Annotated in this window: 32 protein-coding genes; 2 read left to right on the forward strand and 30 right to left on the reverse strand. The window is 34.8% G+C overall.

Annotation, left to right across the window (positions count from 1 at the left end; genetic code table 11):
* Positions 1-418 precede the first annotated feature (418 nt).
* A complete protein-coding gene (locus tag EDM57_RS04405) occupies positions 419-679 on the forward strand; it encodes a hypothetical protein (RefSeq protein ID WP_122903559.1) in 261 nt (86 codons plus the stop codon).
* A gap of 31 nt (positions 680-710) precedes the next feature.
* Here EDM57_RS04405 and EDM57_RS04410 read toward each other — a convergent pair whose 3' ends face one another.
* Genes EDM57_RS04410 through EDM57_RS04415 form a run of 3 tightly spaced genes read right to left on the reverse strand, consistent with a single transcriptional unit; the run spans position 711 to position 1,658 of the window.
* Complete coding sequence (locus EDM57_RS04410; RefSeq protein WP_246005736.1) at positions 711-971, reverse strand: hypothetical protein; 261 nt, start codon at positions 969-971, stop codon at positions 711-713.
* 21 nt (positions 972-992) lie between these two features.
* A complete protein-coding gene (locus EDM57_RS23120; protein WP_170163372.1) occupies positions 993-1,142 on the reverse strand; it encodes a hypothetical protein in 150 nt (49 codons plus the stop codon).
* Between the two features lie 33 nt (positions 1,143-1,175).
* A complete protein-coding gene (locus tag EDM57_RS04415; RefSeq protein WP_122903560.1) occupies positions 1,176-1,658 on the reverse strand; it encodes a hypothetical protein in 483 nt (160 codons plus the stop codon).
* 104 nt (positions 1,659-1,762) lie between these two features.
* On the opposite strand from EDM57_RS04415, the gene EDM57_RS04420 reads away from it, so the two are divergent.
* Positions 1,763-2,443 carry a hypothetical protein gene (locus tag EDM57_RS04420; RefSeq protein WP_122903561.1) on the forward strand — a complete coding sequence of 227 codons (681 nt, stop codon included), beginning with the start codon at positions 1,763-1,765 and terminating at the stop codon, positions 2,441-2,443.
* A 44-nt stretch (positions 2,444-2,487) separates the two neighbouring features.
* Here EDM57_RS04420 and EDM57_RS04425 read toward each other — a convergent pair whose 3' ends face one another.
* From EDM57_RS04425 to EDM57_RS04560, 27 genes are all read right to left on the reverse strand, one after another.
* Complete coding sequence (locus tag EDM57_RS04425) at positions 2,488-2,823, reverse strand: hypothetical protein (protein WP_122903562.1); 336 nt, start codon at positions 2,821-2,823, stop codon at positions 2,488-2,490.
* 224 nt (positions 2,824-3,047) lie between these two features.
* The gene (locus EDM57_RS04430) at positions 3,048-4,244 is read right to left on the reverse strand and encodes an RNA-guided endonuclease InsQ/TnpB family protein (protein WP_122903563.1); all 1,197 of its coding nucleotides are present in this window, start codon (positions 4,242-4,244) and stop codon (positions 3,048-3,050) included.
* A gap of 67 nt (positions 4,245-4,311) precedes the next feature.
* Complete coding sequence (locus tag EDM57_RS04435) at positions 4,312-4,866, reverse strand: hypothetical protein (protein ID WP_122903564.1); 555 nt, start codon at positions 4,864-4,866, stop codon at positions 4,312-4,314.
* 38 nt (positions 4,867-4,904) lie between these two features.
* The gene (locus EDM57_RS04440; RefSeq protein ID WP_211338215.1) at positions 4,905-5,789 is read right to left on the reverse strand and encodes a DNA-methyltransferase; all 885 of its coding nucleotides are present in this window, start codon (positions 5,787-5,789) and stop codon (positions 4,905-4,907) included.
* A gap of 289 nt (positions 5,790-6,078) precedes the next feature.
* Complete coding sequence (locus EDM57_RS04445; protein WP_122903565.1) at positions 6,079-6,294, reverse strand: hypothetical protein; 216 nt, start codon at positions 6,292-6,294, stop codon at positions 6,079-6,081.
* A gap of 284 nt (positions 6,295-6,578) precedes the next feature.
* Positions 6,579-6,938 carry a nucleotide modification associated domain-containing protein gene (locus EDM57_RS04450; protein WP_122903566.1) on the reverse strand — a complete coding sequence of 120 codons (360 nt, stop codon included), beginning with the start codon at positions 6,936-6,938 and terminating at the stop codon, positions 6,579-6,581.
* On the reverse strand, positions 6,931-7,509 hold the full coding sequence (locus tag EDM57_RS04455) for a transglycosylase SLT domain-containing protein (protein ID WP_170163373.1): 579 nt from the start codon (positions 7,507-7,509) through the stop codon (positions 6,931-6,933). The genes EDM57_RS04450 and EDM57_RS04455 overlap by 8 nt, the downstream gene beginning before the upstream one ends.
* A gap of 128 nt (positions 7,510-7,637) precedes the next feature.
* A complete protein-coding gene (locus EDM57_RS04460; protein ID WP_122903568.1) occupies positions 7,638-7,952 on the reverse strand; it encodes a hypothetical protein in 315 nt (104 codons plus the stop codon).
* 41 nt (positions 7,953-7,993) lie between these two features.
* Positions 7,994-8,386 (reverse strand): hypothetical protein, encoded by a 393-nt coding sequence (locus EDM57_RS04465; protein ID WP_122903569.1) that lies wholly within the window; start codon positions 8,384-8,386, stop codon positions 7,994-7,996.
* Positions 8,387-8,647: 261 nt separating this feature from the next.
* Complete coding sequence (locus tag EDM57_RS04475; RefSeq protein WP_122903571.1) at positions 8,648-9,019, reverse strand: hypothetical protein; 372 nt, start codon at positions 9,017-9,019, stop codon at positions 8,648-8,650.
* 228 nt (positions 9,020-9,247) lie between these two features.
* Positions 9,248-9,499, reverse strand: coding sequence for a hypothetical protein (locus tag EDM57_RS04480; protein WP_122903572.1), 252 nt, complete (start codon positions 9,497-9,499; stop codon positions 9,248-9,250).
* Positions 9,500-9,541: 42 nt separating this feature from the next.
* Entirely contained in the window at positions 9,542-9,757 is a 216-nt protein-coding gene (locus tag EDM57_RS04485; RefSeq protein ID WP_122903573.1) for a hypothetical protein, read from the reverse strand.
* Positions 9,758-9,830: 73 nt separating this feature from the next.
* On the reverse strand, positions 9,831-10,064 hold the full coding sequence (locus EDM57_RS04490; RefSeq protein WP_122903574.1) for a hypothetical protein: 234 nt from the start codon (positions 10,062-10,064) through the stop codon (positions 9,831-9,833).
* A gap of 187 nt (positions 10,065-10,251) precedes the next feature.
* The gene (locus EDM57_RS04495; RefSeq protein WP_122903575.1) at positions 10,252-10,473 is read right to left on the reverse strand and encodes a hypothetical protein; all 222 of its coding nucleotides are present in this window, start codon (positions 10,471-10,473) and stop codon (positions 10,252-10,254) included.
* 72 nt (positions 10,474-10,545) lie between these two features.
* Entirely contained in the window at positions 10,546-10,746 is a 201-nt protein-coding gene (locus EDM57_RS04500) for a hypothetical protein (protein ID WP_122903576.1), read from the reverse strand.
* Between the two features lie 196 nt (positions 10,747-10,942).
* Complete coding sequence (locus tag EDM57_RS04505; RefSeq protein WP_122903577.1) at positions 10,943-11,125, reverse strand: hypothetical protein; 183 nt, start codon at positions 11,123-11,125, stop codon at positions 10,943-10,945.
* Between the two features lie 391 nt (positions 11,126-11,516).
* Positions 11,517-11,873, reverse strand: coding sequence for a hypothetical protein (locus tag EDM57_RS04510; RefSeq protein WP_122903578.1), 357 nt, complete (start codon positions 11,871-11,873; stop codon positions 11,517-11,519).
* A 338-nt stretch (positions 11,874-12,211) separates the two neighbouring features.
* On the reverse strand, positions 12,212-12,397 hold the full coding sequence (locus EDM57_RS04515; protein ID WP_122903579.1) for an ATPase: 186 nt from the start codon (positions 12,395-12,397) through the stop codon (positions 12,212-12,214).
* 17 nt (positions 12,398-12,414) lie between these two features.
* Positions 12,415-12,600 carry a hypothetical protein gene (locus tag EDM57_RS04520; protein ID WP_122903580.1) on the reverse strand — a complete coding sequence of 62 codons (186 nt, stop codon included), beginning with the start codon at positions 12,598-12,600 and terminating at the stop codon, positions 12,415-12,417.
* A 143-nt stretch (positions 12,601-12,743) separates the two neighbouring features.
* Positions 12,744-13,532 (reverse strand): DNA-methyltransferase, encoded by a 789-nt coding sequence (locus tag EDM57_RS04525; protein WP_246005737.1) that lies wholly within the window; start codon positions 13,530-13,532, stop codon positions 12,744-12,746.
* 411 nt (positions 13,533-13,943) lie between these two features.
* The gene (dnaE, locus tag EDM57_RS04530) at positions 13,944-17,246 is read right to left on the reverse strand and encodes a DNA polymerase III subunit alpha (protein ID WP_122903581.1); all 3,303 of its coding nucleotides are present in this window, start codon (positions 17,244-17,246) and stop codon (positions 13,944-13,946) included.
* Positions 17,247-17,266: 20 nt separating this feature from the next.
* Entirely contained in the window at positions 17,267-18,169 is a 903-nt protein-coding gene (locus tag EDM57_RS04535) for a RecB family exonuclease (protein ID WP_170163374.1), read from the reverse strand.
* Entirely contained in the window at positions 18,144-19,181 is a 1,038-nt protein-coding gene (locus tag EDM57_RS04540) for a toprim domain-containing protein (protein ID WP_122903583.1), read from the reverse strand. Before EDM57_RS04540 ends, EDM57_RS04535 begins: the two co-directional genes overlap by 26 nt.
* A gap of 13 nt (positions 19,182-19,194) precedes the next feature.
* Positions 19,195-20,604, reverse strand: a complete 1,410-nt coding sequence (locus EDM57_RS04545; protein ID WP_122903584.1) for a replicative DNA helicase — start codon at positions 20,602-20,604, stop codon at positions 19,195-19,197.
* 30 nt (positions 20,605-20,634) lie between these two features.
* Positions 20,635-21,285: a hypothetical protein gene (locus EDM57_RS04550; protein WP_122903585.1), complete on the reverse strand. Its 651-nt coding sequence runs from the start codon at positions 21,283-21,285 to the stop codon at positions 20,635-20,637.
* 59 nt (positions 21,286-21,344) lie between these two features.
* Positions 21,345-22,490 carry a hypothetical protein gene (locus EDM57_RS04555; RefSeq protein WP_122903586.1) on the reverse strand — a complete coding sequence of 382 codons (1,146 nt, stop codon included), beginning with the start codon at positions 22,488-22,490 and terminating at the stop codon, positions 21,345-21,347.
* A 35-nt stretch (positions 22,491-22,525) separates the two neighbouring features.
* A complete protein-coding gene (locus tag EDM57_RS04560; protein ID WP_122903587.1) occupies positions 22,526-23,563 on the reverse strand; it encodes a hypothetical protein in 1,038 nt (345 codons plus the stop codon).
* Positions 23,564-23,756: the final 193 nt, after the last annotated feature.

The raw sequence follows: 23,756 nt of genomic DNA on the forward strand, positions 1-23,756 counted from the left end.
CAATTTACTTTTAAATATAAGAAATTCAAGTTCTCCGCATCCACATTCACATCTACTCATAATTTTTAATTTCATTTTGTCTTTACCCATTCCACATAATATAGCATCTTCACAAATCAATACACAACATATTGTGGTGTCGAAAAATATATATCACTATATATCGTATTTATTAATAGACTTCTCTAGTAAATGATGGTATTATGTCTCTAGTGAGTAAGTAGACTGCTAGAATAGAGGTGGCAATATGGCTAAAAGTAGCACACGAAAAGTTACAAGTTCCAAAATCGCTTCTCTTGCTTCTAAAGTCTTGCGTGACAATCGTTACGGGAAAACATCTAAATCTCTTGCTGGCACGGCACTCGCTCAAGCAAAACCAAGATCCAAGAAGAAGTAAGCAAAGAAAGGAATGAACCCTATGAAAATCGAAGCTGCTGTAATCAAAGAACAAGGAGTAACTTTTGCAGTTGTTGTCGTTAAAAAGTCGGTAGTAGACAATCAATTTGAATCAGAGAGAGTTATTCGTGCATTAATGCCTCACTTCGGCAACATCCCAGTAGTCTTAATGGGACAAGATTATCGCGGAAGAGCATACTATAGAGGCAGAAGAGATATCGTAAATTTTCTCTCACGCTTACACATCAGTCAGATTCCATGGAGAGAGTATTATGTTAGTTAATGTGTAGGCGACTAGTAATAGTCGCTTTTTACTATTCTCCTTTCTTACATCCACATGCATCTTCATAATTCCAATATCCCCTGCACACAGTACTATTTGGTGTCATTTTAAATACACTAAGGCTTTCTGACACGCAAATCATCGATTTTTCATCGTTACAATATTTAGATTTAGGATTCCACATGTTCCAATAGCACTCTTTTCTAGAACATTTTCCATCAGTCCATTCATCTTGTACTTCTTCAATTCGATTCATTAATTCGTTTATTTCTGGTATTTGTCTTAGATCCACTTAAACACACCCCTTTTTTTATTAATCTTTGGCAAAAGTATATGCCGACATTAGCTTTAGTTTTGCATTCATAAAATCTTGCTCTGTTCCTTTCTTGGTTGGTAAGTCTTCTGATTGCAATACATACAATAGTGCATAGAGTTCATTTTTAGTCAGATTAATGTTTGCCATTAATGTTCCTCCATTCTCGATAAATCTAACTTTTTATCGGGTTATTTCATTAAGCATGAGTAAAAATGCAATCTTTACACAATCTTCAACATCACTTTCTTTTAGAAGATTACTTAGATAACCTTTCTCTTTCTTGTTTTTAAAGTACTTTCCGAAATACCCTAATATTTTTTTATGACCTTGCTTCCTATATTTTTTATATTCATTTTCATCATAAATGTATTCGCTCGCCCCATCGCAATAAAGGGTAAAATTATCAATTTTCTTTCCCCAATATCTATTATAAACTACCTTATAATGCTTATTGTCGATACTAAATCTGAAAGCAAAATAATCTGATCTAACTACTTGTACTTTTGAAATCAAATCTTTAAGATATGTATCATCTTCTGTAATATTTAGTTTTTCAAACCAATGGACAATAAAATCAGGATGATGGAAGACTTCATTTAACAATCTGGAATACTCGTTATAGTGAAAGTCCTTTTCTTTTCTCAGTTCTTCTAATGTCTTCATTTAATCACTCCCGTTAAAATCTCGATTTTATTTACTTATTATTTGTTACCATTTATCAATATTTGGTATAATAACTTAAAAATTGATAAATGGAGGTCATGTAATTGCGTATAAGAGGGTTTCTTCATGTTGCAGCAAGATTTAAATTAGATACTCTAAGAAAATTTGTTGATGATACTGAAAGAAATATTGACTTTGATACACAAAGTCTAATTAACCGTTTAGAACAAGAAGCATCAGAGTTAAATGAAGAAGACCAAGCAGAGTATTGGGATTATAATATTGATCGAGTACATGAACTCGAAAAGGATTACCCAAATATACTTCGCTATTCTATTTTAGTTAGTTGTTACAGCACTTTAGAAAAAACTTTAGTCGATTTACATCATAGATTAAAAAATGCTGGTGCTCCACTTAGAAAGCTTAATCATCGTAGTCTAAACAATTTGTCAATAATTGCAAAAGTTGAATACTGTTTTAACAATGATTTATCCATTACTGCTCTGTCTTCATCAAAAGAATGGGGCAAGATTTTGCATTATAACAAAATTAGAAATACTATAGTTCACGATCTTGGCAGGGTATATGATTACGAAAATACTTCTTTGCCTGAAGTAGTCGCTGTTAATCAAACAGACTTTGTTTCCTTTAATCATTTGGGTGAGATTATATTGGAAAAGGATTTCTCATTTATGTTGATAAAGGATATTGAAAATTTTCTAGATTTAACATTTGAAGTAGTCTACAAATATAGAAAGGCAAATTCAATATCTGGTGTTCTCTAAGAAGTGTTTAAGACACTTCTTTTTTTATAAAATGACTGTTTCATTTAGATCAATTCTTGAACATCAATGTTGTACCGCTCAATAATTTTCTTACACAAGTCCTTCCATTCTTGACCCCATTTACGCGCATTTTCTAAAGCACCCCTGATATCTTCTATATCATCGTCAATTCGATACAATTCACGGTTAATATCGTTAACCAAATCAATCAGATCATTTTCGCCCATATATTTTGCTTTACTTGTGCTCTTATAAACATCCTTTAATGTTTTGACAATGGTATTTATGTACTGACATTGATATTCTGGAGGATTAACGATTCCAAACAGATCTTCGGACATTTTCTTTTGATAAAACTCTTTGGCTTCTTCAATATTCACTATTTCACATCCTATTTCCGTTTAAAGGATTGTTATATCGCCTAAATGATTTTATGACAAATACCTAACTTCAGAGCATCTTCAGCAGGAATATACCATTCTGCTCTACGTTCCTTTACTGAATCCAATTATTTATTGGATTTTTACATCCAATTTCTTGCTATGTTTCAAGCAAGCAACAGTCAAAATGACTGGGTGAAATAAGCACCTTCTACTACTTCACTCTAAGAGATCCGTAGATACTTTGTGTTTCTACTCGGAACAAAATCCAACTTATGATTCATGTTCAAGATATTCCAAGCCCCAACAATATCCCTGTGATATTCCTCTTCGCAATTCGAGCAACAATAATTTCTGTTTGTTGGCTTATTCTTAAATCCACAACTAGGACAAATCTGAGAACTGTAAGATTCATTGACTTTTATGAATCTAATGCCTTCTAGTCTCAACTTGTAATCAAGCAGTTCCATAATCAGCCCATATTCCCACTGACTTAATTTCTGATTAACATTAGTACCTTTATTACTACCAACATCAATCCCCGTCACATCTCCACAGTATACGAGAGAGATACCTTTCTCTTTCGCCCAATCTGTGTACATGCGAGTTAGTTTGTGAATATGATAGTCAAGTTGTCTACGTGTTTTTGACTTGATATATTGCCATGCTCTATTGTATTTATGCCATTGGCGAGAATACTTAGTGCATTTATCCATTTTACTTCTCAATTCAGCCTGTTTCTTATTCCTGAATTGCTTAATGCTACGAATTTTCCTACCTGTAATGATTAGTTGATCTTGCTGGTCAGATACCGATGTTATTGCATGAATTTCGCCTAAATCAATTGCAGCGACATTACTGAAAGATGGTTGTTTTTCTTCAACATCAGTGAGATAAGAAATGCACGCATAATATCTTTCACCTTCATAAATCAACTTGAGGGTCTTGATATTTTGTGGAATACTGGTTTTGAATTTAAGTCTGATTTGCTTTCCGTTTCTTGCCACGCCATTTGCATCTGTAAATCTAGAAACGGTAAGAGAAATTTCATTCTTGTTATAGTCACAAAACAAGTAATTGTAATCCCATTCGGTTGGGAAATACTTTTTTATTTTGTATGGGTATTTTTCATCTACTCTCCCCGCTTTTCTCGCTTTGGAAATAGCTTTATATGCATCAATGACTCTTTTAGCAACGGTCTGCTTGTTATTTGAGCAAATTACTTCAGTTTCAATGTCTTTAACCAGTGTAAAAAATGAGTTTCGATTGTGTAATTTTTTGTTCTCTTCATATAGTTTATTATTTGCTTCAATGCACTTATTCCAAATCATTGCCGATTCTTTATTACACATCTGCAATCTTTTTAGATCACTTTTATTGCAGTTGATTAGCAATCTCATCGTTCTATACTGCTGAGTCAAGTAAATCACCTCCTTTATCAACAGTATAGATCGAATATTGTATGTATTCAATATTATTTTTAATTTATTATACAACCTCAATCATACTGTAATCTTCATTCCATACAAACCATGCGTAAGCTGTTGCATCTGTACCTTCTCCTGTAAATGAAGGACGTTCACTTAGTACGTACAATTTACTAACAGGATGTTGCTGCCAAAATTCATAGCGTTTCTTTGACTCCAAGAAGGCTAATCTCAATAGCATGATGATTTCGGCATTTGGATACAATTTAAAACATTGCTCCAAAAATTCCTTCGCATATGTGAATGGTGGATTCGTAATAACTGTTTTTACACTTTTATCAACTTCGTATTTTAATAGAAAATCATCATACGTAATCTCATCTGCACCACTATGTATTAAGTTAGACTCTTCTTCTTTTCTAATCTCGTTTGCAATAATTTTATTTGTATAGCCATAATTGCGAAGCGATTTTATGATTACTCCATTACCAGCACATGGCTCAAGAATTGTTCCATCCTGAATTTTATGCTTTATAAGCAACTTGTCTACTACGTCAATTGGTGTTGGATAAAAGTCAAATGGTTTTGTTTTTGCTCCTCTGTTTTTTGCTGACAACCTATCATCTCCTATAATTTTTAAATAAAATTGCACTTTCATTCGGTCATTAATTTATTATATATATTTTTAATTCTTTCTACAGTAGCATCACAGTACCCTAAACTGTTACCTTTACCATCATCATCTTTTTCAATACAAATCCATTTACGATTTGCTTTTTCACATGCTACAGCGGTAGTGCCAGATCCACTTGTATTATCTAAAACAATATCTCCTTCGTTAGTGAAAGTCTTTACTAACCATTCAAAAAGTTCAACTGGCTTCTGAGTTGGGTGATACCTTCTCGTGGAGTTATGTACAGCTTCAAAATATAACATTTTATTTTCTAACTCATCTACTTCTTCCACAATATAAAAATTATCTTCATAATCAAGAACATCATCTGGCATTAGCCAATCCTTGCTTTCACTAGTGTATTCTAATTTTTGTTTACCATAGTTGCTCGTATGCTTGTCATATTGCTTACCTGATTTTTTCCCACATTTAGTCTGAAATGTTCTTGGAATTGCTTGTGGATTGTAGGTAGGTTGTTCCTTATAAAATATTACAACATCCTCAAATGCTACCATCGGTCTTTTCTTGGCATTCAGATTTCCACTTTTTAAGTTCTTACGCCAAACCATCGTATATTTAAAATCTTTTTTATTTGATGTAATTAACATTGATGTAAATGGCTGTCTGCCAGTAAAAACTAAGACTCCATTTTCTTTAACAATTCTGTTGTATTGATCCCACAGTTTATCAAATGGAATAATTTCATCCCATTTATTGCGAGTAGTCATGCCGTAAGGTAAGTCACACAGTACCATGTCAATTGATTTATCTGGGATTCTAGGCATAATTTCTAAGCAATCCCCTTTGAGTAACATGCCGTTTGGAGTGTAATAGTAACTATCATTAATCAATGCTCTAAGAGACAAATTATCAACTCCTTTTTTTCAATCAAACCATTATTTTATTATATACTCCATGTCTCTTGGTTAGTGCCTTTTGCTCCACAATCCGCGCATTTATATTCAGCAAAATACTTGTCACCAACAGTATTGCTACTCAATCTACGTATCCGAGTGGATTTACATTTACCACAGGAAGTAATAAGTCCCGTATCTCGATGTTGTTTTAGCCAATAAACGATAATTTGCACTTTGTCTTTCAAACTAAGTGGCTTCTTCAAAAAACTCACCCCAATTAATTTATTTTCGATAAAAATTAGATTTGATTCAAAATTTCTTGTTCTTTCTCAGTTAACTCCCATTCAAGTTTGCTAACTACTCTACGTGTTTTACAGTGAGGACAAAATATATAAACTCTATCCTCATAGTCACCATCAACATATCCTCCAATATGCTCGTAAACAAACTCTTGTCTTTCCAGCAACTTGTGCCACTTATGCTCACATTTTGGCTTCTTCTTTTTCCACCACAAGTAATTTCACTTCCAAATCAAATTAGGTTTTTATCTAAACTCTAAATCCCAATGCCAATTGCCAAAAACCAAGATGCAATAACAAATAATATTCTCGATAGGAGTCCAGATTTTCACTTGCTACATTTGCCCCCAACGTAAAACTCTTAGATCTCCAATTACTATGAAAACTGCAAATTAAATGTTCACTATTTAACTCCCAATGCAATTTTCTTCATCTCCCTATAGGGTATGTTTTATTTCAATTGCCTCCAAAATCCACTACTTTCTATGTTACTTTTATTTTAGATTTCAGGTTTAATAAATTTTTCTCCCTCGTAAAATATTGTTTTTGTTTCTGTGGGTGCAGGTAGAACTTGTTCATTTTTGTACTTAGATCTCTTGTCTAATTCCATAATGCCCAGTGTGCAATAATTCGCTGCGTCCATCAGTGTATCACGAATGCTTTCATCCCTAACAAGCGCTTCGTTTTTATAAAGCTGCTTTAATCGGCGTAATTTGTCGTCTAGACGTATAATCAATGACAATAGGCCATATTCTTTCCATTGCTCGCTGAATGAGTCACCATAATCTGTATTCTTTTTAATGTATATATCATGCATTTCATTTAGGATTTCATTATGCAAATGATGATCGTTATTCATTAGTTTCCCCTCTTTCAAGTTTCTGTTTATATTCAAGAACTGCTCGAACATAGTTATTATCTATGTTTTTTCGTTTACTTGATCCCATCCCATAACGATAAGCTGTCAATACTCTCTTAGTCACCGTTCCTTCGTCATAACCTTCATTCAGATACTTCTTTCTGAGATAATTAACATACCATGCTGCCATTTTCGTTGAGTGGTAAGGATTAAATACATCTACATTTTTAATATTTGTTTGCTCACTAAGCCACTTAACCGTATTTCGTTTATTGATCTGAAAAAGTCCCATGCTGGAATTATCATACGAAACGGCTTTTGGATTAAATCTTGACTCTGTGTAAGCAATTGCCAACAATAGTTCAAAAGACAAGCCATACTTTTTAGATTCATCCCATATGTATTTCTGTACTTCTGAACTGAGGTTGATTTGATATGGTTTAAATGTATCTTCCTCTTGACTTGCCGCCACGACATCTTTCTTGACTTGCATCACCACAATCTGATCGGTGATATGATATACTGGAGCATTCGCTTGTAATGCGAATGCAAGCAAGAAAAACTGTACCATCTCGTCCTCCTTTCTATTGAACCATAACATTTTAATTAATGATTGTCTACTATTTATTTTTATTCTCTTTAATATATTGTGAGATTTCACCTGCTTTCCCCACCATGCCAATTACGAAATTTTTATTATTAGATGTGATGATTTTCATCTAATGTCACTCCTTCCACAATATCATTGATTAATGCTTGGATTAATTGATATACACGTACAACTTCCCAGTCAAATTCTCCTGCAACCTGAATATTGTATGTATCTTTTTGTCGTGAAATTAAGATTTCAATTTTCCCATCTGATTCATCGTTAAAAAATAAGATAACACCATTGTCTACTGCTCTAATCCCATAACCATCCAATAGATATGTTCTTTTAATTCTATTTTTAATTTTATTTAGAATATCTTCGCAAAATTTATAGTGAATCCATATTGTAAGTTTGTTATCCACTTCCTGTATTCCTCCGATTATTATATTATTTTTATATAAAGCTACAATTTGATTAGATTTTCTCGGGCAATTGTAATGCCGTGACAAACACCTTGGTAGTAATTTTTTTCTGCACTATTCTGCGAAAGTAAAAAACGCTTTTCATAGTTGTCATACAGTTCTTGAAGTTTCTCTTCTGGTGTCAATTCGATTTCATATCCATTGATTAATGCTGTATAGTAAACATTAGGATTATCTTTCATAAAAATATATAATCTACTAACTATATCATGAATATCTGCTTTTTGTTCCTTCGGCAAATCGTCAAAACCAACAACTGTTTCCCCTGAAAGTTCGTAAAATACTTTGTTAAATAGATATTTTTCATGAGTAACCATTTTTCGCATAAGCTTAAGATCGTTTGCAATTTTTTTAGGTAGTTTTACTTTTACCATATGTATCTCCTTTACTTTAAGAATTTGATTTTATTCAAAAAACAATCTGTTTTACTAACATGAATTTCTTTAAATCATCCAACTGTTCTTTATCCAACCGGATCTCAACTACCTTATCATCACCCCTAAGAAGTAACGTGCATTCGAAATAACTATCTTGAATAAAGTCCAGTTCTAAGTTCTCATCAAAAGTGAAATCAATCGTTGCATTGACCAATATAGCCACCCCTTTAATAATTTTCAATAAAATCGACATTTGATCTAGTTTTTAATTCTCCATTCGCCCTCAAAAATCTTTCTCCATGTCAATTTTTCATCTAAATTCTTTGAGTTAAATGCAACAATCTTATCATCAATTTCTAACTCGATTTCACCACCAAAATTTAGCCAATCATATGCTTGTTTAAAATAGACGTAAGTGTATTCAGGCAAATTAATATAACTCCAGTCATAAAGTTTTAAAGTCTGTATGTCAGCATCAAATTTCTCTGTTGGAAACCCATCATATTCGCAATAATATAAATTGCCATTGAACCATCTTATATAAACTTCTTGAACATACTCATTATCTTTTGCTATGCCTTCAAGCATCTGATGTTTTTGTAGATTGCTCAATGCCTCCCAAATATTCATATATCTTCTCCTTTTTAATAAAAATGTTATTTCATTCTGATTTCTCTTATTTTTAGGTCGTATATAACCTCATAAATACAGTCGCAGCTTTCACATTGTCGTATTTCTTTCCCTAACCAGTCATTGACACTGTATGTATCTTCACTTTTACATCTTGGACACAATAGTTCATCCAGTTCGATTTGCCCTTCCTGCATGTCATCACCTATTTCCATTGAAAGACTTGTTTTATCTAAATATCCTATCTAAATACCTATTATTTAATTCATCAATATCATTGTTGATTTTCTTAATTTTTTCATTGCTATTTTCCCAGTCACTTAAAAATTTGTTTATTATATATCTTAATTCTTCTAATTCTCTAATTGCTTGGTTAAATAATCCATATAACTCATCACTAATCGGAGGGATATTTTTAGATTCATCTCCAGCATGGAGAATATCTAAACATTCTTTGCAAAGCTTTAAATCCACACCCATAATAAGCACTGCCTTTCCAATCAAATTTGAGTTTTAAAGGCTTTATGTAGTTTGCAATCCCCAAAAACTCAATTCCGGTTTTGGTGTTGGGTCATCATCAATTACAATACAATCATCCTCATGAACAGCATAATCTTCTCTACTTGTAGATTTCACCCAATACCAGCCGTTAGGAGATTTTTGACCATCAATGACAAAGTACTCTTTGTCCACTTCTTTTTTATACCAATCATTACCGTTGATAATTTTTATTTTCAAGGCAATTCTCCTTTCTAAATCAAATTGAGTTTTATAAGGTTATATTTGATTACTCCTCGAATCGGTCTAAGTATTATTCAATCAACTTATAACTATATCTAATTGCCAATCCATGTACGTGGTTTAAACGATTCTGTAACTTTTCATTTTCGTAGTAATGTATATCTCTCGCTTTAATGGCACTTTCCAAAGACTCTATAAGCCAGTCAACATCTGAAAATAATTCAGTAGTTTCTACGTCTTTTGTTAAATCATAACCCTTCCCAGTTTCCGAAAGACGATCTTTAATTTTCTTCAATCTGTCCATTTGTGCCTCCTCTATACAAAACCTAATGCAATGTTGGTTTCATTCGGTTTTATTGTCCGTCATTCCACTATTCTTTATATTCTGGCAGTGTTTCTTTAAGAGTTTGAATGATATGTGGAACTGGATCACTAGTGGAACGGATATGAATATCAATTTCCTGTAGTGCTTAGGAGCGAGATTGTCGCTCCTAGTGACTTCCACCGTTCAAATAAGTGTCAAACTCAGCCTTTGTCTTGCCTGTTATTTCTTTATAGGCATCATCGATTGTAACGGTATCTGAATATAAGGTGGCACCGTTGAATTGACCACAAGCTAGGATGCCTTCGTTTTTATAAGACAGGAGTTCTTCTACCGCTTCGTCTATGGAAGAGCCCAGTAGGAATTTAATCTCTTTATACTGTTTAACCAAATGACATTCCTCCTTTATTCTCTCAGCGACAACATTCAAATCCCCACTTTACTTAATACACAGTTTGATAAATTATACAGTGGTAATTAGCTCTTGTTCATCATCATCAACTACAGCTACCCATACTACGGTTTTCATCTTCTTGCCACACTTGCAATTCCACTCTTCGAAAAACCCTTTATTCTCCTTTACAGCTTCTTCGGGTTCATAATCGGTGTAATCCACATGGTTATACTCGTTGCATTTCGGGCAAGGAAAAGACAATATTGGCATATTTAATACCTCCTGATTTTTCAATTTGAGCATTCTGGATAGATCGGCTCTATCCAGACTAACTATTGTGATAAGACCTCTTTTTTCATGCAGTCAGGGCATTTAGGTTGTGGTCTGTGTAAATCATCTTCATAAGGGTTTCCGCAATCCCCACAGCCCCATAGAGTTTTTGCCATATACCAACCCTCCGTCCTAACTATTGAGATAACACTTCAAGTTCAGCTTTCAGATGTTTAACGCAATCTTTCATCGAGTGACTGATGTAACATCCCTTTTTGTAGTATTTCAGGTAGTTTTCAACCACCTGATCGACCGTGTAAGTGTAGTCTCTCTTGGCAATAAATCTCTCCACGTTCTGCCGAGCCTGTTCTTTATCCATCCGTCTTTCCTCCTTACACATTTTGTTAAGACCTAATGAAACATCTCTTTTATCTCCTTATGTATCCCACTTACTTAAGTGGGCAAATCTATTCAATCGCATCTAAAATTAAAAGAGTCGTTTTCTTCTGGTTAATTTTATCAACAACTCCCTTAATCTCAATAGCATCTCTCCCCAGCCGATATATCAACCAATTTATCTCCTTCTTGAAGACTATTGATTAATTCGTTTAACTTTGGTCTATTTGTTGCTGTTTCAATTGAAAATTCTTCAACAATCTCAATTGCTTTATTATCCTTCAAGTATTTGTGTTGAATTTCTAAGCTTTGGCGATTGTTAGCGGAACATCAAGCGCAACCATAAATCATATAGTTTCACATCTGCCCTTCTATTAATTTTTAAATACTGGGTAAGAAATGTATGACATATCTGCAATCCCATATTTTTTATTCAACATCTTAAGATCATGTTGCATTTGAAGTTCTTTAATTTGCGAGTCGTTTTTATGTTTTCGTCTAAACCTCTCCAACTCATCTTCTTTGGTTTTTAACAAATGGCTATATATCCATGCGTATTCTTCGCGCAATTTCTGTTCTTCCTTGGCTGTATCGCAAAGACAATAATAGTCGTTTTCCTCAGCAAAATTAACGTGCTTCCTTGCTTTTTCTAAGCAATATACACAAAATACTTCTCCGCCAATATTAATGGTTTGAGTTATAGGTCTTATAATAACTCTCTTAAAGTCCATTATATTTAACCTCCTAAATAAGCCCATTAAACAATACTATTTATATTATTATTTACTCATTTGTTGTCATTAATCTAGTTCCTTGTTTTAATTTTATTTCTTATGAGCCTTATAAGCGCAATTATCATAAACAGCATAACAAGTAATACAAAAGCTCCAATAACTGCACCCATTGAAATTCCCATGTCCCACCCTGTAATAATAGAGACAATGTATGATAATAGAGATACAATTAGATAAAACAACCAAAACCAAGGACTACACAAAGAATTCCAAAATTCTTTGATGCTACGCTTGATCTCTTTTCGTGCTAACAAGAAGTTCCCCACCCATATGTTTTAATACTCTACACAATCTTCTACAGGAAGCCATGTTTCATAACCATCATCAAACCTCAATCTAAGACTACTACCTTTAATATTAATGATTTCACCAACTCGACCATAAAGCTGTCTTTTGTCGGTGTCAAAACTTGTTGAAATTACCTCAGCCCGATCTCCTACTTGATAATCATTAAAATACATATAACTTTTCTCCTTTCTTATGCCCAGCAGTGGACATCATCATAATTTACTTCAAATTCTTCGCCAAACTCTTTTTCATCATCCCAGTCGTAAAACTGAACGGTCAACACTCGTCCTTCATCATACTTGACAATAAAGTTGTCTTTGCTTTTAGTCCAACCTTCTGGAATTTCAACTCCTGCACGTTGAATTGCCTTCATCATTGAATTTTCACATGGAAACTCTGCAACGTAACCCTCCAAATTACGTCTGTCAATTCCACGTATTACAATTCCTCCTTAGTTTTGGTTAATTTTATTTTTATATTTTAATTTTTATTTCTTTAAAATCAAATCAAATATCCATTTTATTGTAAATCTTTAAGCAACTTTTGATCAGTTAATTCATCATATGTGCTTTCAATGCGTTTATTTGCAATCTCTATGTATTTTGTTTCCGTTTCAAATCCAATAAACTTACGTCCTGTTTTTAATGCAGCTACTGCGGTGGTTCCAGATCCCATACAATTGTCTAAGACAATCTCATTTTCGTTAGTATATGTTCGAATAAGATATTCAAATAGAGCTACAGGCTTCTGTGTAGGATGTTGTTTTTCTGCTCTATTCGCATTACTGAATTGAATAAGATTCTTTGGGTAATATTCATTGTTCACTGATTCCACGCTATGAAAGTCACCATAATTTTCAGTGCCATTGCCTTTAATATATCCACCTTTTTTGCGAGGTTTACCTCTTACTTCCATCTGAGGATTATACGTGCATTGTTTTTTATAAAATACAACGATATCCTCAGTAACTCGAAGTGGTTGCTTTTTAGCATTTAAAAATCCTGATGGATTCGCTTTATCCCATGTCCATGTGTATTTGAACCATTTCCTGTTGCTGTTAATCAAGTCACTAGTAAATGGTTGAGATGCAGTCAGTACAATTGCACCATTGTCCTTAATGATTCGCTCGTATTGTTCCCACAGTTTATCCAACGGAATTACAGAATCCCATTTATTTTGCGTTGTACCATAAGGTAAATCACAAAGGATCATATCAATATCGCCATCAGGAATTAGCTTCATACCTTCTAAACAATCCATTTGGTAAATGCGATTCAATTCAAGACTTCCTAGTAGTTCTTTATCCAACTTATTTCCCCCTTACAATTTGCAATTTCCCTTATATGTTTTGATTAACTTATTGATATAGTTACGATCAATACGCTTTTCTCTCCACCAATCAAAGTCATGCTTTAGCAATTGTGACTCCATTTTATTCTTTGGGCGCAAAACCGACCACTACATTTTCTAAATGAAATACCTTTTTAATTTTATTTGCTATACAACCGATGACTCCGTGACACATTCTGTATAGTTTCCATAAGTACTTCTTTAAAATCTGGCTGCTGATCTCGTGTCTTTGTGTTACTGTAGTATGTATTGGATTTACGTTCTTGATGGAGTGATTTCGTATCTACTTTCATCATGACCCTCCTCTCTGTTTTCCTCTTGTTTTTAATTTACCATATATTTTTAGTTATTACAACATATTTTTGGTTATTATTTCAATCCTCTTTCTGACTTCCATTGCTCTAATATCTTCATTTGCTCCGTTCTGAATTGCCCTCCGCTTTTCGTCGCCAGTATCACAACATTACTTCCCTTCTCGATGATGTCTTGGTATTGAACCAGTTGGTTATTAAAGATTACTCCTTCAATAATGCCCTCTGATGGTGTCAGTAATTCAATGTAAGCATATGGCTTTCCATTCTTTTGTTTTTTTCGCTTTACAGATGTGATGGTTCCGACAACTACACATTTTTTATTATCTTCGTAATATGAAAATGGCCTAAAGTGCTGCTTGACATCATCAAATGGGTTCCCATTAATAAAAATTGAAAGTGTCTCATACTCGTACATTTCTGGTGATCCCATGTACTTCTCTTTAAACTCGTTTATATGCTTACATTGCCTTTCAGATAATTTATCTTCGAATTCTTTTAACTTATAGCTATTGTACTTAGTTAAGCATTTCTCTTTGTCCTTAAATTCTTCATCTGAATGAATAACTCCAAGTTCAAGCAGTTTTTGTTTATTGGGCAAAGTCTTTGATGGCTTAAACGTTCCTGTTGGCATATCCATCTTGGCATATTCCAATAACAACTCATCTTTATTGCTCCCAAATGCACCACTCTTGATTAACGCAATCACTGTTGACGAGTCTACTTTGCATCGCTCTATAAAATCTTTGAGTCCAGTAAACTCGCCCTTAGTTCTTTCTTCAAGGATTGCAATAGTTGCACTTTCCCCTACACCTTTGATTGATTCAAATCCAAACAGGATGTCATTTCCAACCTTCGAGTAGTACCTGTCAGATTTATTAATATCAGGTGCAAGGACTTTTATCCCCATACGGTGACATTCATTAATATACTTGGATGTTTGCTCATAATCGCCAATCTCTGATTTAAGCAATGCTGTCATAAATGCAACTGGGTGATAATACTTGAGCCAAGCTGTTACATAAGAAAGCAATCCATATGCTGTACTATGACCAAGGTTAAATGAATACTCGGCTTGAGCAGCAATTAACTTCCACATCTCTTCAATTTGATCTTGAAGCCAGTTTCTCAACTCCAAACCGCTTTTAAACTTGCCAAATTGCTCTGCCATGACATCTGCTTTCTTTTTGCCAATAGCCCTACGAGCATTGTCCTGCTCATCTTCTGCGAATCCTGCAAGACCAAATACTTTTAGTGCTTGTTCTTGATACAACATAACCCCATATGTCCCTTGAAGAATAGGCTTAAGGTCATCGTGAATATATTTGATTAACTCTTGATTTAATTTGTTCCTTATGTAATCTTTGTCCATGCCAACAGATAATACCGCAGGTCGGTTCATTGCGTTTACTGCAAATATGTCGTAAATACTGTCGGCCTTCATTGCTTTAAACATTTCCTGTGCTACATATGCTTCCATTTGGAATACCCCTAACGTATTGCCCTTCTGATAAATCTCTTTATAAACATTCTCATCATCAAGATTTAACTTGCTAAGGTTGATGTCGTCCCATGTTAACCCTGCCAGTTTAAGTGTGTCTTCTACAACATCAAGAGTATTTAGGCCAAGAAAGTCCATCTTCACCAGTCCCAAATCTTCCATTGCATTGTACATATCCATTTGCATCATTAAATTACCGTTTTGGTTGTACATGACTGGTGAATAATCAGTAATCGGCGTAGGAGCAATAATAACTGCCGCAGCATGACATCCAACTGATTTGGGTAGGTTCTGTAGAAACTTCGTGTATTCAAATAACAATGGATACTCTTCAACATACCTTTGAAGTTCGGATGATGCTTCAAGAGCACGTTCAATGGTCATTTTTTTATTTGGATCATCGGGAATTAATTTTGCAATCTTATCACGAATTGAATAAGGGATGTTATAAATTCCTTGTTCGTCGAAAATCTTCCCTAAATCACGAATGCATACTTTTGGAGATAAGGAGTTAAACGTAGCCACTTGTGCTACATTCTCCACTCCAAATAGTTCAACAGCAATTTCTAAAGCTTCTTGTCTTCTCGCTTTACTTATGTCGATGTCATAATCGGCTGGCGAGCCTTTTCTTCCCTTATTAGCAAATCGTGCAAAGTCTAGATTCCAGCGAATACTATCTACCTCTGTTACTCCCAATGTGTATAGGGTTAAACAGTTAGCACCAGATCCACGACTATAGCCAAGAGGGATATTGCGCTCTCGAATTTTATCAATTAACTGCTTCAGCATGATAAAGTAGCTGCAATATCCCAAATAATCAAGTACCTCGAATTCATTTAACAAACGATTTCTATACTGCCTTTTCTTTTCTGGTGGCAATTTATCAAATCCACGTTTCTTCCAACCTTCTTTGACTAGATGTTTTAAGTATTCTTGCTCATTCTGAAACCCTTTTGGAATCTTAATATGTGGCATTAAATTTTGATGCAATTTGATTTCTAAATTACACTGCTCTGCAATCTCATCAGTTGTTGCAATTCCAATCTCTACAGCATCATAGCCAATTTGCTTATCCATCACTTGATGTATAGTTTCAATATCTGTTTGCCAGCAGCCTTCGTATGTCTCCCCAACTTCTCGATCCTGTCCAATCTGAATAAACTTTCGATGAATATCTTTCTGAAGTTCACTACCATCGCGCAGATGAGTATCAAAGGTAATAGTGTATTTTGTACTTGTGTCTTGAGCAAGTTTCAATAATCTCTTATTCGCTTCTGCTTGATCTTTGGTATCATGGCTTTGCAATTCAATATAAAAGTTGTCACCAAATACTTCTTTGTATTTATTAACCCATACTTTAGCTTCATCCCACTTTGGAGTAAAGTTTTCACAGGAATCACCACCGCAACATTTACACCATGATCGATAAAGCAATCTGGAGATGCGACCACCCAAACAAGCAGACATCGCAATAATATCTTTTGAATACTTTGCAATAGTCTTCAAATCTACTCTGGGCTTACCATAAAATCCTCGTGTGTTGCCCTCAGAGACAATTCGGAATAAATTTTTCAATCCTTCCTCAGATTTTGCGAGTAAAATCAAATGGTATCTGTCCGAATCCTTTTCTTTATAATCCATATCTGTTGTTTCATATACTTCGCATCCGGCGATAAACTTAATACCTAGTTCTTTAGCTTTTTTATACCCACGAACATATGAGAACATGTTTCCATGTTCTGTAATGGCAACAGCGTTAAAACCAAGATCATGAGCTTGTTGCACCAGTTCTTCTGGTGACATTACAGCATCTAATAGACTAAAGTATGTATGATTGTGTAAGCTAGAGAATTTACCCAAATAATCACCTCAAATAATTTTTATTTGTATTCTTTGTGTTTCTCAAATGTTTTGTTATGTGGACTCCATAAACTATAATACTCGCACAATCCAGCCGTGTACCACGGGTTATCTTCGTTGTGTCCTGAAAACTCACACCACCAGCATAATGGTGATGCTTTTGGCTTCCATTCACCTGTGACTTTACACAGTTCTATTTCATCCAATACTTTATGCAACTTTTTAACTCCTCTATCTAGAAAACCACTTGTGCATGCATATTGTCTATCCCCTAATAAAATTAAATCGTACATGTATTCTACTGGGACTTTTCCGAAAAGTGCTCTACATGCCAAAGCATATATGACCATTTGCAAGGGTGTCGCCAATTCTTTTTGATCAAACCTTTTATCTGATGATTTATAATCAACAACCGTTAATTCACCTTTTTTGTTTTGGTCAATTCGATCAATGAATCCCTCTAAAATAACTCGATCTTCAAATACAAATGAGAATGGAAATTCTACATGTATCGGCTGCCAATCATCATCATGGTCTTCTTCTAGATAATCAAAAAAGATACCCAATTTTTCTTCGTATGTTAGACCACTTTTATTGCCAGCTTCAAAAAAAGATTCTTCCCCATATATTCGTTTTAGCTGTGTAATGCCATTTAAAAATCTTCCCTTGTCTTTATCTGTGTCTTCGGCAATCCCATATGTTATCACATCTTTTATGTATGTATAATTTTGTTTATTACCTTCAATGATGTTTCGATATTTAATTTCCAGACCCTTGTGCAGTATATTCCCCAACTCAAGATGTAATTTCGATTCTTCAGTATAATTGCCACTCACATACTTGAGAAAGTATTTCATTGGACATTGAATGAAAGTGTTTAATCTACTATAACTAAATTTATCTAATTCTGATCTTGTTAGCATACAACACCTCCCATTTATTTGGATCATCCATCGGACTTTCTTTGGGATTCAATATCTTCCCGCCTTTGTCATACACGCAATACAGCTCTTGTTGAGGCAAGAATTTTGCAAACTCTCCTCTATAAAAATTTTTGTCAACCTTCCCCTCTTTATCAAGTTCAGCCCCTTGGTCATAAGCAATGACAATTGGCACATTTAGATGCGTTAATTTTTGGACTTGTGTTTTACTCAAAATATGTCCAGATATAGCGACTGCGTTTTTTACTCCCATGCTCCACAGTTGAAGCACTCCCTTTTCGGATTCGCATACAATCACTTCATTCTTCTCTTTAATGTATGGCATCGTTTTATGCAGCCCATAAAGGATTTTAGACTTTGAACATGGGTGAATATAAAAATACTTGCTTTCATGTTCTTCGATAACTTCTTTGTACAATCTTCCTTTAACGCCGACGAGAGAATTCAGTTCATCATAAATGGGAATTGTGATCATATGGAATGCCAAATCATATCCCAAATGGAATTCCCATTGCGTTTCGTAACTAATACCGTCTTTATAGAAAAGTGGATTAGCGTATCGACCAAAGTAATTTAAGATACTCTCATCTATCGGTTCAAGTGGCTTGTCTTCATCCTCTTGTAATTCTGATGATGACTTCCACATATCCCGTACCCATTTGGCTAGTTTTGACTGTTCCTGTTGATTGCCATAATAATCAAATCCACAAAGGTCACATAGCCATTTCACGCTTTCGCTGAAATATGTTCCTCTAACAAAAGTAACAAGGGAGATAATATCAGAAACTCCATATTGATCCCTGATATTCCTTGTATGAGCATCAACATACAAGTTATTTTTATATATTACTGTGCTTCTCTTATTGTCCCCATCCGGCATCCCACATGTAAAATAATCACTATGTTCTTTTATACTGTGCATGCCCAACTCTTCAAGTACCGTTCTAATCTTTTCTTCGAGAATGATTCGTTCTTTTAATTCTTGTGTATCCATGTGGCATATTCACCTACGCCCTTTTCTTTTTCTCTCTTGGTTTCCGAATCAGATAGCCAACCTCCTTCCAAATGTTTCTGTCGAGATCAACTTCTGTTACCAAAACCATTCCTTTCCCACCCCCACGGTTTTTATCAATTTTTTGACCGTAGTAAGTCTTATTTATATCAAGAGGAATTTCTCCCCATTGGTTTTTAATCATGTAATTGTCGTATTTGGACTTATCAATACGCTTTTCGAGGATAAGATGATCTACAACGTGTTTAAGTTGCTTTGCATTTGCAATATTCATTGAAGTAAGGTCTTCTACATCGGTAAGAACTGTTTCATCTGTTAATTGGATAGTGGCATATGCGCCGATATTCAGTTCATTTGCAAGATCCTTAAGCTTTGTTGTCGTTTGCTTTACCGTTTCCCAGTTATCAGTTTTATAGCCCTTAAGTGTGTCATAAAAAACATATTGAACACCAAGGCCAAGAACATGTTTTTTAATCTCGCGTTCGAGATCATCATCGGAATACTGGTTTAGTTCCAAAAAGTAAATTTTGTGATTCTCTTCGACCCAACTTCCGATTGTCTCACATATGTATTCAAATTCTTCTTCGCTTTTATAATTGCCAAGTACTATGTCGTATTCTCTTATGTCATAGTTAAATCCAAACTCGGCATTATTACAAATCGTTGATGCTTGCATGGCGTACCATTCATCTTCATCCTGTTCATTAACCAAGACAAGAACAGGTATCCTTTTTAGCACCCCCAAATAATTAACAATTTTAGCCATGCGCCTTGACTTACCTTCATTACTTAACATTCCATCAACAACAAGTTTCTTTTTTCTAAATCCCCGAAATAACTCAGTCCAAATAGGAAAGGGAAACTCAACACCCATATCAGGTGCTTCACGCCATTTAGCTAATTTCTTTTTAAAATCCTTACCCAATAGCGATGCAGATTTGCCTCCACCAATCACAGTATTGATATTGTCAACGTTATAACGCATAAATCTGACAATATCCTCTGCTTTCATTTTGGGGAATGCTTTATGCTGCATTAACTTTTCAACTGGGAACCCCTTTCTGTGAAACTCTCGTAGAAGCGAATACTTTTTAATAGTGTCGAAGTAATTCTTAATGTCATCTGGGTCAGCCAGTTCAATCTGTTTCTCGATTGTTTTCCAGCCGCCAATTTTCCTGTACTGCTTGTTCCTGTCAGGATCTTGGTTCATAAAAATATTTACTTTCGTTTCACTTATTTCTTGGGAGAATGTTTTGTAATATAGTTCAAATGAATCGTAAAGAAACTTGGTATCTGGATCTTCAAAGTCATACTTTGATTTTATGAGTTCTGCATAATCGACATATAAAATTGGCCTTGCATACAGACTGCCAACAAACAAAGCTTCACTCGTCAAGTCATACATGTCTTTTGGATTGCTAATAGTAGCCACCTCCTACAAGAGTAGTTCGTCCATGATGTCAGTTATACTAAAATTTTCATGCTTATTATCTTGATTATTTTTATGTATACGTTCAATTATCTTCCGATCTTCAATTCTTTGTTCAATTTCTTTGGTTTCAGAATCACTCATCATCTGCTTAGCTTTAAACCGTTTATATTCGCCTAGATTGCCAATTACTACAGCCAAGTCATAATTCATGCGGTTGCTTACAGACATTTGTTTTTTTAATGCTAATTTATCAAGATAATTTGCCATATGCTGATAAATGTCTAATAGGGTGGCATAATCAACGGGTTCCTTAACTAACTTATGCTCCCCTGTTCTTACTGAATTAACTTTCATATAAAAGTAAGATGGTAAATCAGAATCATAATATTCCATTAACCATTTAAAAAAACGATCTCTCTCGACTTTCTCTTGCATTTCTTGCTCCCTAGCAGCCAGTCGTTCAGAAACCATTCGTTCTACTTCTTCATTTGTCATACCCTTGCGAAGCTTTAAATGCAATCTATAACACTCTGTATGGTAATATTTTTTAGTAGATGGATCTCTAATGTAATCATCTACATCAGTATCGATTGATTTTACTTGTTTTTGCCCCTTTTTGACTGTAGGGTCACAGTAATTACATTTTAACTTCATTTCCACACCTCTCTATGAAAGTAATAGGGGAGAAAAAATTCCCCCCTATTCGGTTGTGTTTATTCGGTTACTACTTCATAGAACTTTTGCAACATACTAATGTCATCAATTTTGTTGTAATCCATTGGTAGTCCAGCCTTTTTGACTTTTGGAACTAGCGCCTTCTTCTTTGCATCTGACAGACTCTTGATACGCTTGTCAATTACTGCTCGATATTCATCCACTGTTTCAGGCAGCTTCTCCTCTTCTGCTTGTGTAGGCGATTCCTCTACCTTGCTAAAGCCTTTAGCAATTACATCTTCGTCCTTTTCAACGCTCGATTCGAGCGATTCCTTTACAACAACTGACTTCTTTCCTCGATTGCTTTCAATTACTGACTGCCAGTACAAAGGAGTTGGATTTTCAATAATTTCATTTTGCTCAAAAACTCGTGTCCGATCTTTTCTCATGATTTGAGCTTTGATCGTGCCATCCTCGTCTTCAAAGTTGCGGAGTACAGTATAGAATTCATATTCAGCACCCTCCCATGTGTCGGGCACTTTTCCTACCTCCACCAATTCCATTTTGTCTCCAACTTTTTGCATTACTTTTTTAGTCTTTTCGCGTGAAGTCACTACAACATATTTATCAGTACCTGTAATCAGGCTACGCAAAAGATTTTTACCCTTCATTTTTATCTTGTCATGATCTTTAAACTCAAGTCCTGCCGTTGCTTCTGCAACAAATTGTTCAGTTGCATTCTTTTCTTGTGCCTTGGCCTTGAGTCGTGCACGTTTTTCAGATACCCCAATTGCAGCAAATTTTACGTTATCACTAATAACTGTGATACCATCGACCACAATTACATCTGCTCTGAACGGATTACCTTCTGCATCCAGTGCAAGTACTTCATTACCGTCCTCGTCTTCAATGTAGAGGTCTTCGTCATTCATGGCTTTTGTTGCCCACTCTTCAACCTCAGAGTACGAAGTTGTGTACACCAAGAGGATGTTATTCAAATCAATACCTTCATTTTCAAGATCCTCAAGGTAGTTATCAACACTACCTGTTTCGCAGTCTATGTATAAAACTCGCAATGGTTTGCCTTCTTCGGATTTCATTTTCGCCATTCCTAGTGCAAATGAAGACTTCCAAGTTCCTTGTTCCCCATAGACGAAAAATTTAAGACCCTTTTTAACTACGCTACCTCGTTTTGCTTTAGCCAAAATATTCCCTCCATATATTTATTATATTTATTTAATTACCACGGCAAGTCGTCATCATCAGAGCTTGAAGAGTCATTCTCGCGTTTAGAACCCCAAGAACCGCCAGCACTATCGTTAGACTCACCAAATTCTTTATATACACGCAGAGCTTCTTCAATGATTTCTTCGCTGTATGTTTCCTTATCAATTGATTCTGGATCTGCACCAGTAATAACAAGTTCTCGAATATAATTATTTTTCACTTGCTTGAAAGAGTCTTGTTGTCCCCATACAGACTTTGCTGCCTCTTGCACTTCTTCAGAATCAATCTTATTGTAAATATTGCCCCATACATCAATTGCCGTGTATGGCTTCAATTCTTTGCGGAAGATATTTGCCAAACTTGCATCACGAATGATAAATTCGGTATCCTCTACAGTTTTGAAGGTAACAATCTTCGCTGATACTTCAAAACGTGGATCGTTTTTATCATCAATTTTTTGAATGCCCATATAAATAATGCGTTGTTTAAAGTCATTCAGCTCTTTAAAGTCTTCTGCATCAAAATCAACGCTGTCAGCCAAATAAAGTTGCTTTACATTAAATCGTTTTGTACGTTTGACTCCATCGTTTACTTTTTGCGACGAAAACTCAAGCTCGCCACGGACAAATACTCCCTGTCCATCTTCAAGACGATCATATACATGACCTGCTGCATCATATTCAACAAGCGTCTTAACAATGTTCTTGCCATCATCATCTTTCTCAACACCAATTTTCAATCCAATTGGGTTGAAGCCTTCTGGTTGTGCATCAAAACGTTTTTTCCAAGGAACTTTGATTGTCTCACCCTTTTGCCTTTTAACTTCAGATTTTTTGCTAAAGTAAACTTCATCTCGCTCCATGCCCTGAATTGTTACATAAACTGTTGACTCCGGTGCAGTTTCTACTCCGAAATTTAAAATGCGCATATCTTTCTTGCTTTTTGTCTCAATCGATTTGAATGCATTGTCACGCTTCATTCCAGTAACAAGACCACGAAGCTTAAATTCACCTTTTGTTTGAGGTAAGCCAAGACCTTTATTCTCTGCCATTATGTATATATCCTCCCTTTATTTTATACAAGTTATTTTTATTCTTATGTCTACTCATAACTTGTACAGGGTGGTGATCTCATTGCTGTCATTTATTCACCTCGCTCTCACATTCTTACTATAGCATGGTTATCTGTTGTTGTCTACAATAAATTTTTAGTTATTATTTTTTTTAAAATGAAACTTATATTGG

Source organism: Brevibacillus gelatini, assembly GCF_003710935.1.
GTDB lineage: Bacteria > Bacillota > Bacilli > Brevibacillales > Brevibacillaceae > Brevibacillus > Brevibacillus gelatini.

What these genes read in the sequence shown, in the direction of transcription:
- EDM57_RS04405 (WP_122903559.1), top strand. Translation starts at nt 419, where the DNA reads ATGAAAATCGAAGCTGCTGTAATCAAAGAACAAGGAGTAACTTTTGCA.
- EDM57_RS23120 (WP_170163372.1), bottom strand. Translation starts at nt 1,142, where the DNA reads ATGGCAAACATTAATCTGACTAAAAATGAACTCTATGCACTATTGTAT.
- EDM57_RS04415 (WP_122903560.1), bottom strand. Translation starts at nt 1,658, where the DNA reads ATGAAGACATTAGAAGAACTGAGAAAAGAAAAGGACTTTCACTATAAC.
- EDM57_RS04450 (WP_122903566.1), bottom strand. Translation starts at nt 6,938, where the DNA reads ATGAATAACGATCATCATTTGCATAATGAAATCCTAAATGAAATGCAT.
- EDM57_RS04455 (WP_170163373.1), bottom strand. Translation starts at nt 7,509, where the DNA reads ATGGTACAGTTTTTCTTGCTTGCATTCGCATTACAAGCGAATGCTCCA.
- EDM57_RS04465 (WP_122903569.1), bottom strand. Translation starts at nt 8,386, where the DNA reads ATGGTAAAAGTAAAACTACCTAAAAAAATTGCAAACGATCTTAAGCTT.
- EDM57_RS04475 (WP_122903571.1), bottom strand. Translation starts at nt 9,019, where the DNA reads ATGAATATTTGGGAGGCATTGAGCAATCTACAAAAACATCAGATGCTT.
- EDM57_RS04480 (WP_122903572.1), bottom strand. Translation starts at nt 9,499, where the DNA reads ATGGGTGTGGATTTAAAGCTTTGCAAAGAATGTTTAGATATTCTCCAT.
- EDM57_RS04490 (WP_122903574.1), bottom strand. Translation starts at nt 10,064, where the DNA reads ATGGACAGATTGAAGAAAATTAAAGATCGTCTTTCGGAAACTGGGAAG.
- EDM57_RS04500 (WP_122903576.1), bottom strand. Translation starts at nt 10,746, where the DNA reads ATGCCAATATTGTCTTTTCCTTGCCCGAAATGCAACGAGTATAACCAT.
- EDM57_RS04505 (WP_122903577.1), bottom strand. Translation starts at nt 11,125, where the DNA reads ATGGATAAAGAACAGGCTCGGCAGAACGTGGAGAGATTTATTGCCAAG.
- EDM57_RS04510 (WP_122903578.1), bottom strand. Translation starts at nt 11,873, where the DNA reads ATGGACTTTAAGAGAGTTATTATAAGACCTATAACTCAAACCATTAAT.
- EDM57_RS04515 (WP_122903579.1), bottom strand. Translation starts at nt 12,397, where the DNA reads ATGTATTTTAATGATTATCAAGTAGGAGATCGGGCTGAGGTAATTTCA.
- EDM57_RS04520 (WP_122903580.1), bottom strand. Translation starts at nt 12,600, where the DNA reads ATGATGAAGGCAATTCAACGTGCAGGAGTTGAAATTCCAGAAGGTTGG.
- EDM57_RS04535 (WP_170163374.1), bottom strand. Translation starts at nt 18,169, where the DNA reads ATGCTAACAAGATCAGAATTAGATAAATTTAGTTATAGTAGATTAAAC.
- EDM57_RS04540 (WP_122903583.1), bottom strand. Translation starts at nt 19,181, where the DNA reads ATGGATACACAAGAATTAAAAGAACGAATCATTCTCGAAGAAAAGATT.
- EDM57_RS04545 (WP_122903584.1), bottom strand. Translation starts at nt 20,604, where the DNA reads ATGTATGACTTGACGAGTGAAGCTTTGTTTGTTGGCAGTCTGTATGCA.
- EDM57_RS04550 (WP_122903585.1), bottom strand. Translation starts at nt 21,285, where the DNA reads ATGAAGTTAAAATGTAATTACTGTGACCCTACAGTCAAAAAGGGGCAA.
- EDM57_RS04560 (WP_122903587.1), bottom strand. Translation starts at nt 23,563, where the DNA reads ATGGCAGAGAATAAAGGTCTTGGCTTACCTCAAACAAAAGGTGAATTT.